Below are 14,901 nucleotides of genomic sequence, written 5' to 3' on the forward strand. Positions count from 1 at the left end.
CGCCCATACCGTGCTCCCGCAGCTCTCCATGCCGCTGCCCCCGCAGGTCGTACCTGCGGGGGCAGCGCCGTACGCGTGCGGGGTCTCGTGAGGCGGGTGCTACTTGGTGATGCGGGGGCCGGAACCCGGACCGCCGGCGGCCGACGGCGGGATCGGCGCGGTCGCCAGGGACTGCGGAGAGGCCGGGTTCGCCAACGCCGAAGGCGGGGCGACGGCGGACGCCGGATCCGCGGCCGCCTCCTCCTCGTCGGCCGCCGCCAGGCCCCCGACGATCCCGATGCCCACGGCGTCGAAGGCGTCCTTGATCCGCCAGCGCAGCTCGCGCTCCACGGCGAACTGCTGGCCCGGCATCGTCTTCGCCGACACCTTCACCGTCATCGAGGCCAGCAGCACCTCGTCCAGGCCCAGTACCTCCACCGGACCCCACAGCCGCTCGTCCCACGGGGACTCCTTGGCGATGGTGTCGGCGATGCCCTGCACCACCTTGTTGATGCGCGAAAGGCTCTCGGTCGGCTTGACCTGAACGGCCACCCCCGCCGTGGCCCACCCCTGGCTGAGGTTGCCGATCCGCTTGATCTCGCCGTTGCGGACGTACCAGATCTCACCGTTGTCGCCGCGCAGCTTGGTGACGCGCAGACCCACCTCGACGACCTCGCCCGAGGCCACCCCGGCGTCGATCTTGTCGCCGACGCCGTACTGGTCCTCAAGGATCATGAACACGCCGGAGAGGAAGTCCGTGACCAGGTTCCGGGCGCCGAAACCGATCGCCACACCGGCCACACCGGCACTCGCGAGCAGCGGGCCCAGATTGATGTCGAGCGCGCCGAGCACCATCAGGCCGGCCGTGCCGAGGATCAGGAACGAGGCCACCGAACGCAGGACCGAGCCGATCGCCTCGGACCGCTGGCGGCGCCGCTCGGCGTTCACCAGCAGACCGCCCAGGGCCGTGCCCTCGACCGCCTCCGCGCCGCGGTTCATCCGGGTGATCAGCTTGGTCAGGGACTTGCGGACCACCGAACGCAGGGCGAAGGCGATGACCAGGATGAGCAGGATCCGCAGGCCCAGGTACAGCCATCCGGCCCAGTTCTCCTCGAGGAAACTGGCCGCGTTGGTGACGCTCTCGTGAGTCTCTCTGATCGTTTCGGACGCGTCCGGGGTGTCGGCTGCGAGAGGTAGCAGGGCGGCAGGCCTGGGCACGGCGGGAACCTCCAGATGTAGCGTCCTGCTCGCGGAAGGGTGGGTGCGAGCAGACCATCCACCCTAACGGGGCACTGGCCCGAGCTTGTTGCCGTGTTCGAGGGAGAGACCAGACTCACGCGGGGATGAAGCGGGTGTGGTCGAAAACACCTCGGACCCGTTACGGGCGCGTGGTGGCGCTTCGACCAGCCGTAAGGGGAGACTGGAAAGCAGATCGTCCCGGCGCGAGCCACGCGCCGCCGGCGTACAAGGAGGCAGTCCGTGCCGCACGTCCTGGTCCTCAACGCGTCGTACGAGCCCCTCGGCGTCGTACCGCTCCGTCGCGCGCTCGTACTCGTCCTGGAGAACAAAGCGATCTCCCTGGAAGAATCCGGCGCCTTTCTGCACAGCGCGACAAGGGCCGTCCCCGCGCCCAGCGTGGTACGGCTCAAGCGCTTCGTGCGGGTCCCCTACCGGGGGCCCGTTCCACTCACCCGCCGCGCGCTGTTCGCCCGGGACGGCGGCCGCTGCATGTACTGCGGGGCCGTCGCCACCAGCGTCGACCACGTCGTCCCGCGCAGCCGGGGCGGGCAGCACGCCTGGGACAACGTCGTCGCCGCGTGCCGCCGCTGCAACCACGTCAAGGCCGACCGGCACCTGGTCGACCTCGGGTGGCGCCTGAGGCACGATCCGGCTCCGCCGTCAGGGCTGGCCTGGCGGATCATCGGGACGGGGCACCGGGATCCGTGCTGGATGCCGTACCTGCAGCCGTACGGGGCGGAAGACGCGCTGGACCGCATCGGAATCCCGGCCGCCGCAGCCTCCTGAGCGGCCCGGCCCCTCCCGGTCACGGGGTCTGGGCGAAGGCCTCCGCCCAGAGGAGGCTGCAGCCGAAGCGCGTGGCCCGGGTCTCGCACGTGACGCGGACGAAGCGGGCCGGCTGCGCCGTCGGATCCAGGTGGACCGTGTCCTCTCCGCCGCGGGAGGCGACCGTCGCCGACGGGTGCCAGGTGACGCCGTCCGTGGAGGTCTCCACCCGGAAGCGTGAGGGGTACGCGTCCTGCCACCGCAGCCGCAGCAGGCCGACGCGGGCCGGGCCCGGGAGGAGTTCGGCCTGCCACCAGGCCCCGTCCACCGCCGGGGACGACCAGCGGGTGGCCGGGGAGTCGTCGAGGGCCGCCGAGGCCGGGAACTGCGGGGTCTCGTCGGCCGAGGACGAGGCCCGGGCGCCGCGCAGGAGGTTCGGGCCGGCCGTCCGGGGGAACGCCCGCACCTTCAGGGTGTGGGTCTCGGAGCCGAAGGTGACCGGGACCTCGTAGGTGCCCGGCGCGGTGCCGGCCGCCACCGTGACGTCCACCGGGAGGGTGACCGTCGTACCGCGCGGGGCCACCGCCGCGGCGGGCAGGCGGACCTCGATGCCCTTCGGCGGCGTCGCCGTCAGGGGGCCCCGGACCTCGCCGGGGCGCAGCGCGGACAGCGTCGCGCGGACCCGCTGCGCGGCCCCGCCGATCTCCGCGTCCACGGTGTCGGCCAGCTCGAAGCGGGCCTCGGGGCCGTCCGCCGTCCACGGGACCACGCCGTGCACGGCCGGGGCCGGGCCGGACCAGACGAGCCGGACCGCGTCGGCCCGCAGGCCGCCGACGTCCGCCTGGGTCCAGCCCGAGGCCGCCGCTTCGGCGACCTTGCGCCAGCCCTCGCCCGGGACGTGCGCCTCGACGATCGCGCCCCGGCTCCCGGGAGGCAGCGGGTCGGTCATGACGGTCACCGCCGAGACCGGGCGGGCGGCGGCCAGCCGGACCGTCCAGGAGTCAGGTGCCCGGGAGACCGTGCCCGGCGTCTCACGGGCCGCGCCGGTCCAGGCGTCGGCCTCGCCCTTGGCCCGGGCGAGGAAGGGGTCCAGTACCGCCTTGTCCACCCGTACGTCGCCGGCCGCGCTGTCGGACAGCGCCTTGAGATCGGCCGAGAGGGCTCGCGAGGCCTGCCAGGCCGCCGCCCCGTCCCCGCGGGCCTGGGCCTGCAGGACGTCGAGGGCCAGCTCCCCGGCGGCTCCGTAGCGCGCGAGCCGCGACAGCCAGGGCCCGGCCTCGTCGGCGAGCTCCGGCAGCCGTCCGGGTGCCTCGCGCAGGACGCGGAAGGCGGCCCGCAGCCGGTCTCCCGCCGCCGGGTCGCCGGCGCCCCGCGCCCGCCAGAACTCCTCGGCCAGGGGAGCCAGGTAGGCCGACTCCGGCTGGGCCAGGCCCGAGGAGGCGTTGTTCCCGGCCAGCGCGGCCAGCGCCTCGCGGGCCGCGCGGTCGGGCCCGGCGAGCTCGGCGACGGCCGCCGTCCACGACGCGCCGGCCCGGTAGCCGCGCGGGTTCCAGGTGAAGTCCGCCGCCGTGAACAGCGGGATGCGCGAGAGCGCGGCCTGAGGCATGGCGTTGGCCAGTACGGCCGCCGAGCCGCCGGTCACCGCCGGGTCCCGGCCGGCGTAGGGCCCGAGGAAGATCCGGTCCGGGTCCCAGTCGTTGACGGGGTAGTTGTCCATGGTGACCAGCGGATGCCCGAGCACGGAGCGCGCCCCGGCCAGCTCGTGCCCGGTGATCGTGCGCGGCAGTACGCCGACCCCCGTCCACGCCACCTCGACCCGGCCGTCCAGCGCCCCGGCCAGCGCCGTCCGGTAGGCCGTCGCGCCCTCCTGGTAGTACTCCGTCGGCAGCAGCGACAGGGCGGGCGCCCCCGGATAGCGCCGGGCCAGGTGCGCGGCCAGCTCGCCCGCGACCTCCGCGTGCGCCTTCGCCGCCGCCGCCGGGCCCTTGCCGTACCGCTCCCGGTCGGCCCGGCAGCCCCACTCCGTGTAGCTGACGTCCTGGAACTGCACCTGGAACGCCCTGAATCCGAGGTCCCACATGGCGTCCAGCTTGCGCGCGAGCGCCGCCCGGTCGGCCGTCGAGGACAGGCACATCGACTGCCCCGGCGCCACCGCCCACGCCAGCACCACCTTGTTGGCGCGTGCCCGCTCGGCCAGCGTCCGCAGCTCGGCCGCGCGCTCCGCCGGGTAGTCCCGGCGCCAGTCCGTGGTCCGGTACGGGTCGTCGCCGGGCGCGAGCAGCAGCCGGTTCTGCTTGGTGCGGCCCATGAAGTCGACCTGCGCGAGCCGCTGTCCGGCCGTCCACGGAGTCCCGTAGAACCCCTCGGTGATCCCGCGTACGGGCGCCGAGGGCCAGTCCCGCACCAGCACCCCGGGCACCTTGCCGCCGCCCTGGGCCAGCAGCTGACGCAGCGTCTGCGCCGCGTGGAACAGCCCGTCGTCGCCTACGCCTGCCAGTGCGACCGTGTCCCGCCCGTCGGCCCTGCCCACCGCCAGCCGGTAGCCGCCGGCCGGCAGATCGCCCGCCGCGGCCGCGCCCAGCTGGGCGAGCGCCCGCTCCGCGCCGGGCCCTTGGAGCCGTACGGCGGGGATCCGCGTGGGCAGCGGCTCCGTGTCGGCCCGCTCGTGCAGGGTCCGTACGCCCGCCCCGCGCAGGGCTTCCCGGACCACCTGCGCGGCGTACGGGTCCGCCCCGGCGGGCAGCACCAGCACGGCTTCGGCGCCCAGCGGCACTTCGCGCGCCGGGTCGGCGGCCATGGACTGCGGCCGCGGCCACACCGCGGGCCCCTCGGCGGCGACGTGTCCGGGAGCGGCGCCGGGATCGGATCCGGGCTCGGGCACGGGGGCGCTCGCGGGGGTGGGCGGGGGGTCGAGGAGGGGTGAGGACGCACCGGGAGCGGTGGGCTCACCGGGCGTTCCGGGCACGGCCGTTGCGGCGAACGCGCCGGGCGGACCCACGGCCACCGAGCCGCCCAGCAGCGTCCCGATGACGGCGACGGCCACGGCCGTCGCCCCCTTCTTGCCCCTGAGCTGCACGGAGCCTCCTCGTCCCGAGTCGTCCCCCGCTCGTACGAATGGGCCCGAGCCCACCATCCGTACGGCCGTGGTGTCAACGCCGGCGGGTGATCTGACCGGGATCGGCCAGGAATGCGATGCGTCCGACTGGGTATGGCTGCGGTGTTCTCCAGCGGTGTTCCATGTTCCTGACCGATCCTCACGCACAAAGGAGTGCCTGCCGTGAACACCGAGACCCCGAACACCGCCATATCCGCCCCCGCCCCGGCAACCGCCGAAGCCCCGAAACGGCTCCCTCCGCTGGCCCACCTGCCCGCGCAGGCCGGGCCGTGCGAAGCGCCCCTGACCAGCGAGCCCTCGCTCGCCGACGCCGCGCACGCCCCTCTGACCAGTGAGCCCCCGCTCATCTGCGAGGCCCCGCTGACCAGTGAGCCGACCACCTCCGCCGCGGCTGCCGCCGCGGGTGATTAGACAAGGAATCCGATGGACGACCTCGCCCGGCTGGCGGCGCTGTACGGCGTCGCCACCACCTACCAGCCCGCCGAGGACGTCACCGTCCGGGTTCCGGAGGCCACCGTCGCTGCCGTACTGCGGCAGTTGGGGGCCGACACCGGTACCGCGGAGTCCGTACGGGCGGACCTGGCGGTGGCCGAACACGACGCGGCGTACCGGCTGTTGCCGCGCGTGCTGGTGTGGTGGGCCGGGTCGAGGGCTCCCGTGGAGCTGGGCGCGCTGCCCCCGGGCACCCGCATCGGGCTGGAGCCGGAGGGCGGCCGGATGACGGAGGCCGCCACCGGCCTGGCGTGGGCCTCCACCGAGCCCCCGGGAGCCTTCGCCGGGCTCCCGGGGGCCGCCACCGGCCTGGCGGGGGAGCCGCCGCTCGGCGTGCACCGGCTGCACGCCGAGGCCCCCGACGGCCGCAGGGCGACGGCCACCCTGATCGTCGCCCCCGACCGGGCCCCCGCCGCGCCCGAGCGGGCCCACGGGCTCCTCGTCCAGCTGTACTCGCTGCTCTCGGAGCGCTCCTGGGGCATGGGCGACCTCGGAGACCTGGCGGAGCTGGCGAGTTGGGCCGGCCGGGTGCACGGGGCCGGCTTCGTCCAGGTCAACCCGCTGCACGCGGCGGTGCCGGGTACCCCGACCGACCCCTCCCCGTACCGGCCCTCCTCGCGCCGTTTCCCCGACCCGGTGCACCTGCGGATCGAGGACGTCCCCGAGTGCGCCGACAGCCCGGACCGGGCCGCCCTCGCGGAACTGGCCGAGCGGGGCGGGGAGTTGCGGCGCGAGGTGCTGGAGAAGGGGGCGCTGATCGACCGGGACGCGGTCTGGTCCCTCAAGCGGGCCGCCCTGGAGCTGCTGTACGCCGTCCCGCGCAGCCCCGAACGGGAAGCGGCCTACGGGAACTTCCGTGCCGAGCAGGGCGCGGAGCTGGACCGGCACGCCGTCTGGTGCGCCGCGCACGCCGGGGAGGACCCGGAGACCCGGGCGGACTTCCACCGCTGGCTGGTCTGGCTGACGGACACCCAGCTCGTCGCCGCGCAGCGGGCCGCCAAGGAGGCCGGGATGGCGGTCGGCATCGTGCACGACCTGGCCGTCGGGGTGCACCCCGGGGGTTCGGACGTCCGCGGTTCGGAGCACTACGCCGAGGGCGTCTGCGTCGGCGCCCCGCCCGACGCCTTCAACGCGCGCGGCCAGGACTGGGGGCTGCCGCCGTGGCGCCCCGACCGGCTGGCCGCCACCGGGTACGAGCCCTTCCGGGCCCTGTTGCGCGGGGTGTTCCGGTACGCGGGCGCCCTGCGCATCGACCACGTCATGGGACTGTTCCGGCTCTGGTGGATCCCCGAGGGGGCCCCGCCCGCCGAAGGCGCGTACGTCTCGTACGACGGGGAGGCGATGCTCGCCCTGCTGGTCCTGGAGGCGCACCGGGCCGGGGCCCTGGTCATCGGCGAGGACCTCGGCACCGTGCAGCCGGGGGTCCGTCAGGCGCTGGCCCGGCGCGGGGTGCTGGGCACCTCGGTGCTCTGGTTCGAGCGGGACTGGGGCGGGGACGGGGAGCCGTTGGAGGCGGAGCGCTGGCGGGCCGACTGCCTGGCCACCGCCACCACCCACGATCTGCCGCCCACGGCCGCCAAGCTGGCCGGATCCCATGTGGAACTGCGCGACCGGCTCGGGCTGCTGACCCGTCCGCTGGAGCGGGAGCGCGCCGAGGACGCGGCCGACACGGCACGCTGGCTGGACGTACTGGAGGACCTCGGGCTGGACACCAAGGGCGAGGAGGCGGCCGTACGGGCCTTGTACGGGTTCCTGCTGCGCACCCCGGCCCGGCTGGTCGGGGTCTGGCTGCCCGACGCGGTGGGGGACCGGCGGCCGCAGAACCTGCCCGGCACCTGGGACCAGTACCCCAATTGGCGGCTTCCGGTCGCCGACGCGGAGGGCCGGCCGCTGACCTTGGAGGCGCTGGCCGCCTCGCCGCGCGCGAACGTGCTGCTGAGCGCGGTGCGGGACGGGGTGCGAACCCGTACGGCACCCCCGGGCGCGCGGGTCGTTTAGGTGTTCGCTACGTTTGCACCGTGGACAAGAAGAACGCTCTGCGCGCCGGCGCCGTCACGGCCGGAACGACGCTGATGATGCTGCTGATGACGTCTCCCGCCCTCGCGCTCAGCCGCGACGACGGCGACGACCCGGGTCCGGGCCTGAGCATTGCCGAGACGCTGGGCCTCTACGTGGCCGCGCCGATCGTGCTGTTCCTGGTCATCGCCGGTCTGGTGATGGTCGGCGACAAGTCGCGCAAGCAGCAGTAGGAGAGCGGGCCCCTCGAGCCGACCTTCCAGGGGGATCCGCTCGCATCGAAACTTCCGGGGCGCCGGGGGTCCGCACGGACCCCCGGCGCTCCGTCGTACCCGGACGCGTCTACGGGACCCCCGCCAGCACCTTGCGCAGCAGCGCGGTGAGCGCCGCGACCTCCGCCTCGTCGAGCCCGGTGAGCGCCGCGCGCTGTACCGCCAGACCCGCCTCGACCGCCTCGTCGATGAGCGCGAGGCCGCGGTCGGTGATCGTCACCTGGAGCCCCCGCCGGTCGTGCGGATCGGGCTTGCGGCAGAGCAGACCGGCCTTCTCCAGCTTGTCCAGCCGTCCCGTCATGCCGCCCGTGGTGAGCATCAGCGTGGCCGACAGCTGGCGGGGCGAGAGCGTGTACGGGGTTCCGCTTCGGCGCAGCGTGGCGACCACGTCGAACTCCCCGCGCGCGATTCCGTAGCGCGAGTAGGCCCTGTCCATCTCGTCGCCCATGGCTCTGGCGATCCTGAAGATCCGGCCGAAGACGGCCATGGGCGCGGTGTCCAGGTCCGGACGCACTACGGCCCACTGATCGGTGATCGCGTCGACGGGGTCCTTGGCGGGCCCGGTCACGGGCGCGGGCTTGGGCTCGGTCATACGGCGCAGTATCCGGCTTCCGCTTGCTCCTTCGCAAGAAAGTTGCTTGCTAGAAAGTAGCTTAGTGCTAAGCTACTTCCAAGTGAGCTACTCGTCCCTGCCGGAGGAGCACCCGTCATGAAGCGCGTCGCCGTCATCGCCCTGACCGCCCTGGCCCCCGTCTCGTGGGGCTCCACCTATGCCGTGGCCTCCGAACTGCTCCCGCCCGACCGGCCCCTGTTCACCGGGGTGATGCGGGCCCTGCCCGCCGGACTGCTGCTGACCGCCCTCGCCCGGACCCTGCCCAAGGGGCAGTGGTGGTGGAAGTCCGCCGTCCTGGGCGGGCTCAACATCGGCGCCTTCTTCCCGCTGCTGTTCCTCTCCGCCTACCGCCTGCCCGGCGGGGTCGCGGCGGTCCTGGGCGCCGCGGGCCCGCTGTTCGTCGTGGGGCTGGCCGCCCTGCTGCTGGGGGAGCGGGCGCGGCTGCGTACCGTGCTGGTCGCCATCGTCGGAGCCCTCGGCGTGAGCATGGTCGTGCTGACCGCCGAGGCGGGGCTCGACCTGATCGGGATCCTCGCCGGTGTCGTCTCCTCGGCCTCGATGGGCGCCGGCACCGTCATGACCAAGCGCTGGGGGCGCCCCGAGGGTGCCGGTCCGCTGGCGATGGCCGGCTGGCAGCTCACCGCGGGCGGGCTGGTGATCATCCCGATGGCGGTGCTGGTCGAGGGGGCGCCGCCCGCGCTCGACGCAAAGGCCTACCTCGGCTACGGCTACATGATGCTGATCAACACCGGCCTGGCGTACTGGCTCTGGGTGCGCGGCATCGGGCAGCTCACCGCCACGTCGGTCACCCTGCTCGGCATGCTCTCCCCGCTGACCGCCGCCGTCATCGGCTGGGCCGCCCTGGGGCAGGCGCTGTCGCCGGTGCAGGTGCTGGGCATGGTGATCGCCCTCGGGGCGACCGTCGCGGGACAGGTGGTGGCCGGGGCGCCGCGCCCCAAGGCGGAGCCGGAGCCCGTGAGCGCCGAACCGTTCAGTTTTTCTGAAGAAACCAATCGAAATGTTTCGATGGACCTGATGGGTGACTCGGTGCGACGGTAGCTCTCACGACCTGCACACCAAACCCGAGGGGGAGACACACAGTGGCCGTCATGGACCGCGTCCGTACCGTTTCGCAGACAGGGCAGCCCGGCAGCGGGGGCACCCGGGCAAAGAAGGGGGCCACCGGCCTCGGCGTGCTCCTCGCCCTGCTCGCGACGGTCGTCTGGTCCGGCAGCTTCGTCGCCACCCGGGGCATGGCGGACAGCATCCCGCCCGTCCAGGCCGTCTTCTGGCGCTGGACCATCGCCACCGTCGCCGTCGCCCCCTTCGCCGCCCGGCAGGCCTGGCAGCAGCGGGCCCTGATCCGCAAGCACTTCGGCTACGTCGCGCTGGCCACGCTGTTCGGCGTCACCCTCTACAACACCCTCGTGCACCAGGCCGGACTGACCACCTCCGCCTCCAACATGGGCATGATCATGGCCGCCTCGCCGGTCGTCATGGCCCTGTACGCCCGCCTCGGCGGCGAACGGCTCGGCGCCCGGCGGACCTTCGGCCTGGCCCTCGCGGCCCTCGGCGTCCTGCTCCTGGTCGGCAAGGGCTCGATCCGGTTCGACTTCGCCGCCGGCGACCTGTGGATGTTCGGCGCCGCCCTGTCCTTCGCCACGTACAGCGCGCTCCTCAAGCGCAAGCCCGCCGAACTGGGCGGCCTCGCCTTCCTGATCAGCACCTTCGTCCTCGGCACGCTGATGCTGGCCCCCGCTTACGCCGTGTCCGTCAGCGTCCAGGGCGGCTTCCGGGTCACCCCCTCCACCGCCGGCATGCTCCTGTACGTCGGCGTCTTCTCCTCCGCCGTCGCCTTCTTCGCCTGGAACAAGGCCGTCGCGATCATCGGCGCCGCCCGCGCCGGGATCGTCTACTACCTCCAGCCGGTCTGCGTCGCGGCCCTCGGCTTCCTCCTCCTCGGCGAGCGGACCGGCCCGGCGCAGCTGCTGTGCATGGCACTGATCCTGGGCGGCGTGGGCCTCGGTGCCCGGCGGTAGGTTCGGCCCCATGACCGAGTGGGACATCAAGAAGCTGCGGATCCTGCGGACCCTCGCCGACCAGGGGACCGTGACCGCGACGGCCGAGGCGCTGCACATGACGCCCTCGGCCGTTTCGCAGCAGCTGACCAATCTGGCCAGACAGCTCGGGGTCCCACTGCTGGAGGCACAAGGCCGACGCGTCCGCCTCACGGACGCGGCCCACCTGGTCCTGCGCCACGCGGAGGCGGTCTTCGCCCAACTGGAGCGGGCCGACGCCGAACTGGCCGGGTACGTGGCGGGAGAGGCCGGGGAGGTACGGATCGGGGCCTTCTCCACCGCCGTGCCGGTCCTCGTGGTCCCGGCCGTCGCCGCCCTGCGGCTCTCGCACCCCGCGGTGGAGGTCCGCGTACGGGAGACCGAGGCGGCCGAGTCCTACGAGCTGCTGTCCGCCGGGGTCGTCGACCTGGCGCTGTCCCTCGCGGCCCACGCCCCGACCGCCCGCGACCCCCGCTTCACCCGCATGACCCTGCTGGAGGACCCCCTCGACGTGGCCCTGCCCCCGGCCCACCCGCTGGCAGGCGCGCCGGAGCTGCGGCTCGCGGACCTGTCCGGCGACCCGTGGATCTACGGCGGCAGCGGCCCCTGGTCGGAGATCACCCGCAGCGCGTGCGAGGCGGCGGGCTTCGTACCGGAGCAGGCGCACTCGGCCTCCGGCTGGACCGCGATCCTCGCGATGGTCGAGGCGGGGATGGGGGTGGCGCTGGTCCCGCGCATGGTGGCGAGCCGGGCCGCGGGCGTCGCCGTCCGCGTCCTGTCCCACGACCGGCCCACCCGGCACGTCATCGCGGCCCTGCGACGGGGCTCCGAATCGGCCCCGGCGGTGGCCCACGCCCTCACGGCCCTGCGGGCCGTCGCCGCGGCGCGGGGGTAGCCGCTGCGCGGGGCCTTCCCCACCCCGCCCCTTCCCGCAACCGGGCTCCGCCCGGACCCGGTCCCCGAACGCCGGACGGGCTGGGTTTCCAGCCTCGCCGGCGCTTGAGGACCGGGGTTGTGGCGGAGCCCCGGGAGGGGGCCCGTGGGGTCAGGCGGCGGCCGCGTCCGCGGCCTGGGCCTTCAGCGCGCGCTCGACGCCCGCGCGGGACTCCGAGACCAGGCGGCGCAGGGCCGCGTTCGGCTCGGCCGAGGCGAGCCAGGCGTCCGTCGCCGCGAGGGTCTCCGGGGAAACCTGGAGGGACGGGTAGAGCCCCACCGCGATCTGCTGGGCGATCTCGTGGCTACGGGTCTCCCAGACCTCCTTGACCGCCGCGAAGTACTTCGCGGTGTACGGCGCGAGGAGCTCGCGCTGATCGGTCTGGACGAAGCCGCCGATCACCGCTTCCTGTACCGCGTTCGGGAGCGAGTCGCCCTCGACGACCGAGGCCCAGGCCTCCGCCTTGGCCTCCGCAGTCGGTCGCGCCGCCCGGGCGGTCGCCGCGTGGCGCTCGCCCGCCGCCGTCTTGTCCCGCTCCAGCTCGGCCGCGATCGCCGGCTCGTCGGCGACGCCGGTGGCGACCAGGCGCTCCAGGAACGCCCACCGCAGCTCGGTGTCGACGGCCAGGCCCTCGATCTCCGCCGCGCCGTCCAGCAGTGCCGACAGGTAGGTCAGCTGCCCCTCGGTGCGGGCCGCCGCCGCGAAGGCGCGGGCCCAGGCCAGCTGGTGGTCGCTGCCGGGGGCCGCCGCGCGCAGGTGCTCGAGGGTGGCCTCCGTCCAGACGGCCAGGCCCTGCTCCCGCCACGCCGGGTCGGCGTACAGGTCGACGGCCAGCTTGACCTGGCGGTGCAGCGACTGGACGACGCCGATGTCCGACTCCTTGCCGATGCCCGACAGGACGAGGGCGAGGTAGTCGCGGGTCGCCAGCTCGCCGTCGCGGGTCATGTCCCAGGCCGAGGCCCAGCACAGCGCGCGCGGCAGCGACTCGGTGAAGTCGCCCAGGTGCGCGGTGACGTTCTCCAGCGACACCTCGTCCAGGCGGACCTTGGCGTACGACAGGTCGTCGTCGTTCAGCAGCACGACGGCCGGACGGGTGCGGCCCACGAGCTCCGGTACGGCCGTGAGACCGCCGTCGATGTCCAGCTCGATCCGGTCGGTGCGCACCAGCTTGCCGCCGGCCAGGTCGTACAGGCCGACCGCGATGCGGTGCGGGCGCAGGACCGGCTCGCCCTTGGCGCCGGTCGGCAGCGCAGGGGCCTCCTGGCGGACGGCGAAGGCGGTGATGACGCCCTGCGCGTCCGTCTCGATCTCCGGGCGCAGGATGTTGATGCCGGCCGTCTCCAGCCACGCCTTCGACCAGGCGGTCAGATCGCGGCCGGAGGTCTCCTCCAGGGCGCCCAGCAGGTCGGACAGGCGCGTGTTCCCGTACGCGTGCGCCTTGAAGTACGCCTGCACGCCCTTGAAGAAGGCGTCCATGCCGACGTAGGCGACGAGCTGCTTGAGCACCGAGGCGCCCTTGGCATAGGTGATGCCGTCGAAGTTGACCAGGACGTCGTCCAGGTCACGGATGTCGGCCATGATCGGGTGCGTGGACGGCAGCTGGTCCTGCCGGTACGCCCAGGTCTTCATGGAGTTGGCGAAGGTCGTCCACGCGTGCGGCCACTTCGAGCCCTCGGCGTACGCCTGGCAGGCGATCGAGGTGTACGTCGCGAACGACTCGTTCAGCCACAGGTCGTTCCACCACTCCATGGTGACCAGGTCGCCGAACCACATGTGCGCGAGCTCGTGCAGGATCGTCTCGGCGCGCACCTCGTACGCCGCGTCCGTCACCTTCGAGCGGAAGACGTACTGGTCGCGGATGGTGACCGCGCCCGCGTTCTCCATCGCGCCCGCGTTGAACTCCGGCACGAAGAGCTGGTCGTACTTCGCGAAGGGGTAGTCGTAGGCGAACTTGTCCTGGAACCAGGTGAAGCCCTGCCGGGTCACGTCGAAGATCGCGTCCGCGTCGAGGAACTCGGCGAGCGAGGGGCGGCAGTAGATGCCGAGCGGGACGGACTGCCCGTCCGGGCCCTCGTACGAGCTGTGCACCGCGTGGTACGGGCCGACGATCAGGGCCGTGATGTACGAGGAGATCCGCGGGGTCGGCTCGAAGCGCCAGACGTCGTCCTTGACGTCCGCGGCTTGCGCCCCCCCGGGAATGTCCCGTGGGGAGTTCGAGATGACCGTCCAGCCCTCGGGGGCCGTCACGGTGAACTGGAACGTGGCCTTCAGGTCGGGCTGCTCGAAGCTGGCGAAGACCCGCCGCGCGTCCGGAACCTCGAACTGGGTGTACAGGTAGGCCTGCTCATCGACCGGGTCGACGAAGCGGTGCAGGCCCTCACCGGTGTTGGTGTAGGCGCAGTCGGCGACGACGCGGAGCTCGTTGGCCCCGGCGGCGAGGTGGGCGAGCGCGATCCGGGAATCCCGGAAGACGGCGGCCACGTCCAGGGCCTTGCCGTTGAGGACGACCTCGTGCACGGCCGGCGCGACCAGGTCGATGAAGGTCTCGGCGCCGGCCTCGGCGGACTGGAAGCGCACGGTGGTCACGGAGGGGTACGTGCCGCCCTCCTGCGCTCCGCTGAGATCGAGCTCGATCTCGTACGAGTCGACACTGAGCAGCTTTGCGCGCTGCTGAGCCTCTTCACGAGTCAGATTCGTGCCAGGCACGCGTTCATCTCCTTCGATGGTGACGGTGCCCGCCATCCTTCCACGCGGGCCGGGCCGCTGCCTCGGAGTAATCCACCGGCGAACGCGATGTCCGATTTCCGCCAGCTTCGGCGGCCCCGGCCGCGCACTGTGGACCTCATGACCGCTCACACCGTGCTTCCCGTCGCCCCGCCCGTCCTCGCCGCCCTGCGCGCCCTCGACGACGCCGGGCGTCCCTGCCTGCCGTACGAGGACACCGAGGGCGGTGCCCCGCTCCGCTGCTGTCTGCGCCGCAGCGTCCCCGGCGAACGGATCGCCCTCGTCTCCTACGCCCCGCTGCGCCGCTGGGCCGCCGAGACGGGCGCCGATCCGGGCGCCTACGACGAGCAGGGCCCGGTGTTCATCCACGCGGCCGACTGCGGCGGGCCGGTCGCGGAGGCCGGCCTCCCCTTCGCCCACCCCGGCGCCCTGCGCACGGCCCGCCGCTACGACGCGGCGGGCCACATCCTCGGCGGCAGGGTCCTCGCTCTCGCCGAGGACCCGGACGCGGTGATCGAGCAGGCGCTGGCGGAGGCCTTCGCGGACCCGCGGACCGCTCTCGTCCACGTCCGCGCGGCCGAATTCGGCTGCTACCTCTTCGAGGTCCGCAGGGCTTAGGGCCTGTCGGCCCGGGGACCCGGCGCCCGCGGGCAACGGCGAAGGGGCGGGCGCGTGCTTGGGTTCTAGGAGTCGTT

12 protein-coding genes are annotated in these 14,901 nt (G+C 73.8%); 8 read left to right on the forward strand and 4 right to left on the reverse strand.

All coding sequences use genetic code 11. The features are described 5' to 3' along the window. Positions 1-99 precede the first annotated feature (99 nt). Positions 100-1,197, reverse strand: coding sequence for a mechanosensitive ion channel family protein (locus tag J7F03_RS10450; RefSeq protein WP_214948420.1), 1,098 nt, complete (start codon positions 1,195-1,197; stop codon positions 100-102). A gap of 261 nt (positions 1,198-1,458) precedes the next feature. Between J7F03_RS10450 and J7F03_RS10455 the strand changes: the two genes are divergently transcribed. Then, positions 1,459-2,004, forward strand: a complete 546-nt coding sequence (locus tag J7F03_RS10455) for an HNH endonuclease (protein WP_214948421.1) — start codon at positions 1,459-1,461, stop codon at positions 2,002-2,004. 19 nt (positions 2,005-2,023) lie between these two features. Here J7F03_RS10455 and J7F03_RS10460 read toward each other — a convergent pair whose 3' ends face one another. Continuing rightward, positions 2,024-5,059 (reverse strand): beta-N-acetylglucosaminidase domain-containing protein, encoded by a 3,036-nt coding sequence (locus J7F03_RS10460; protein ID WP_214948422.1) that lies wholly within the window; start codon positions 5,057-5,059, stop codon positions 2,024-2,026. A gap of 201 nt (positions 5,060-5,260) precedes the next feature. Between J7F03_RS10460 and J7F03_RS10465 the strand changes: the two genes are divergently transcribed. The 3 genes from J7F03_RS10465 to J7F03_RS10475 are packed head-to-tail and all read left to right on the forward strand — an operon-like array spanning position 5,261 to position 7,839. Beyond that, complete coding sequence (locus J7F03_RS10465) at positions 5,261-5,509, forward strand: hypothetical protein (protein WP_251071717.1); 249 nt, start codon at positions 5,261-5,263, stop codon at positions 5,507-5,509. Between the two features lie 12 nt (positions 5,510-5,521). After that, the gene (locus J7F03_RS10470; RefSeq protein ID WP_214948423.1) at positions 5,522-7,588 is read left to right on the forward strand and encodes a 4-alpha-glucanotransferase; all 2,067 of its coding nucleotides are present in this window, start codon (positions 5,522-5,524) and stop codon (positions 7,586-7,588) included. A 20-nt stretch (positions 7,589-7,608) separates the two neighbouring features. Beyond that, complete coding sequence (locus J7F03_RS10475) at positions 7,609-7,839, forward strand: hypothetical protein (RefSeq protein WP_214948424.1); 231 nt, start codon at positions 7,609-7,611, stop codon at positions 7,837-7,839. A gap of 109 nt (positions 7,840-7,948) precedes the next feature. Here J7F03_RS10475 and J7F03_RS10480 read toward each other — a convergent pair whose 3' ends face one another. Next, positions 7,949-8,470 (reverse strand): MarR family winged helix-turn-helix transcriptional regulator, encoded by a 522-nt coding sequence (locus J7F03_RS10480; protein WP_214948425.1) that lies wholly within the window; start codon positions 8,468-8,470, stop codon positions 7,949-7,951. Positions 8,471-8,587: 117 nt separating this feature from the next. Between J7F03_RS10480 and J7F03_RS10485 the strand changes: the two genes are divergently transcribed. The 3 genes from J7F03_RS10485 to J7F03_RS10495 are packed head-to-tail and all read left to right on the forward strand — an operon-like array spanning position 8,588 to position 11,443. After that, on the forward strand, positions 8,588-9,550 hold the full coding sequence (locus J7F03_RS10485) for an EamA family transporter (RefSeq protein ID WP_214948426.1): 963 nt from the start codon (positions 8,588-8,590) through the stop codon (positions 9,548-9,550). 41 nt (positions 9,551-9,591) lie between these two features. Further along, positions 9,592-10,530, forward strand: a complete 939-nt coding sequence (locus J7F03_RS10490; RefSeq protein ID WP_374104300.1) for a DMT family transporter — start codon at positions 9,592-9,594, stop codon at positions 10,528-10,530. Between the two features lie 10 nt (positions 10,531-10,540). Continuing rightward, positions 10,541-11,443, forward strand: a complete 903-nt coding sequence (locus tag J7F03_RS10495) for a LysR family transcriptional regulator (protein WP_214948428.1) — start codon at positions 10,541-10,543, stop codon at positions 11,441-11,443. A 150-nt stretch (positions 11,444-11,593) separates the two neighbouring features. Here the strand turns inward: J7F03_RS10495 and pepN are convergent, their stop codons facing one another. Next, complete coding sequence (gene pepN / locus J7F03_RS10500; protein ID WP_214948429.1) at positions 11,594-14,188, reverse strand: aminopeptidase N; 2,595 nt, start codon at positions 14,186-14,188, stop codon at positions 11,594-11,596. Between the two features lie 138 nt (positions 14,189-14,326). Between pepN and J7F03_RS10505 the strand changes: the two genes are divergently transcribed. Further along, positions 14,327-14,824, forward strand: a complete 498-nt coding sequence (locus tag J7F03_RS10505; RefSeq protein WP_214948430.1) for a DUF1203 domain-containing protein — start codon at positions 14,327-14,329, stop codon at positions 14,822-14,824. Positions 14,825-14,901 lie beyond the last annotated feature (77 nt).

Origin of the sequence: Streptomyces sp. ISL-43 (assembly GCF_018614195.1) — a bacterium.
Classification (GTDB): domain Bacteria; phylum Actinomycetota; class Actinomycetes; order Streptomycetales; family Streptomycetaceae; genus Streptomyces.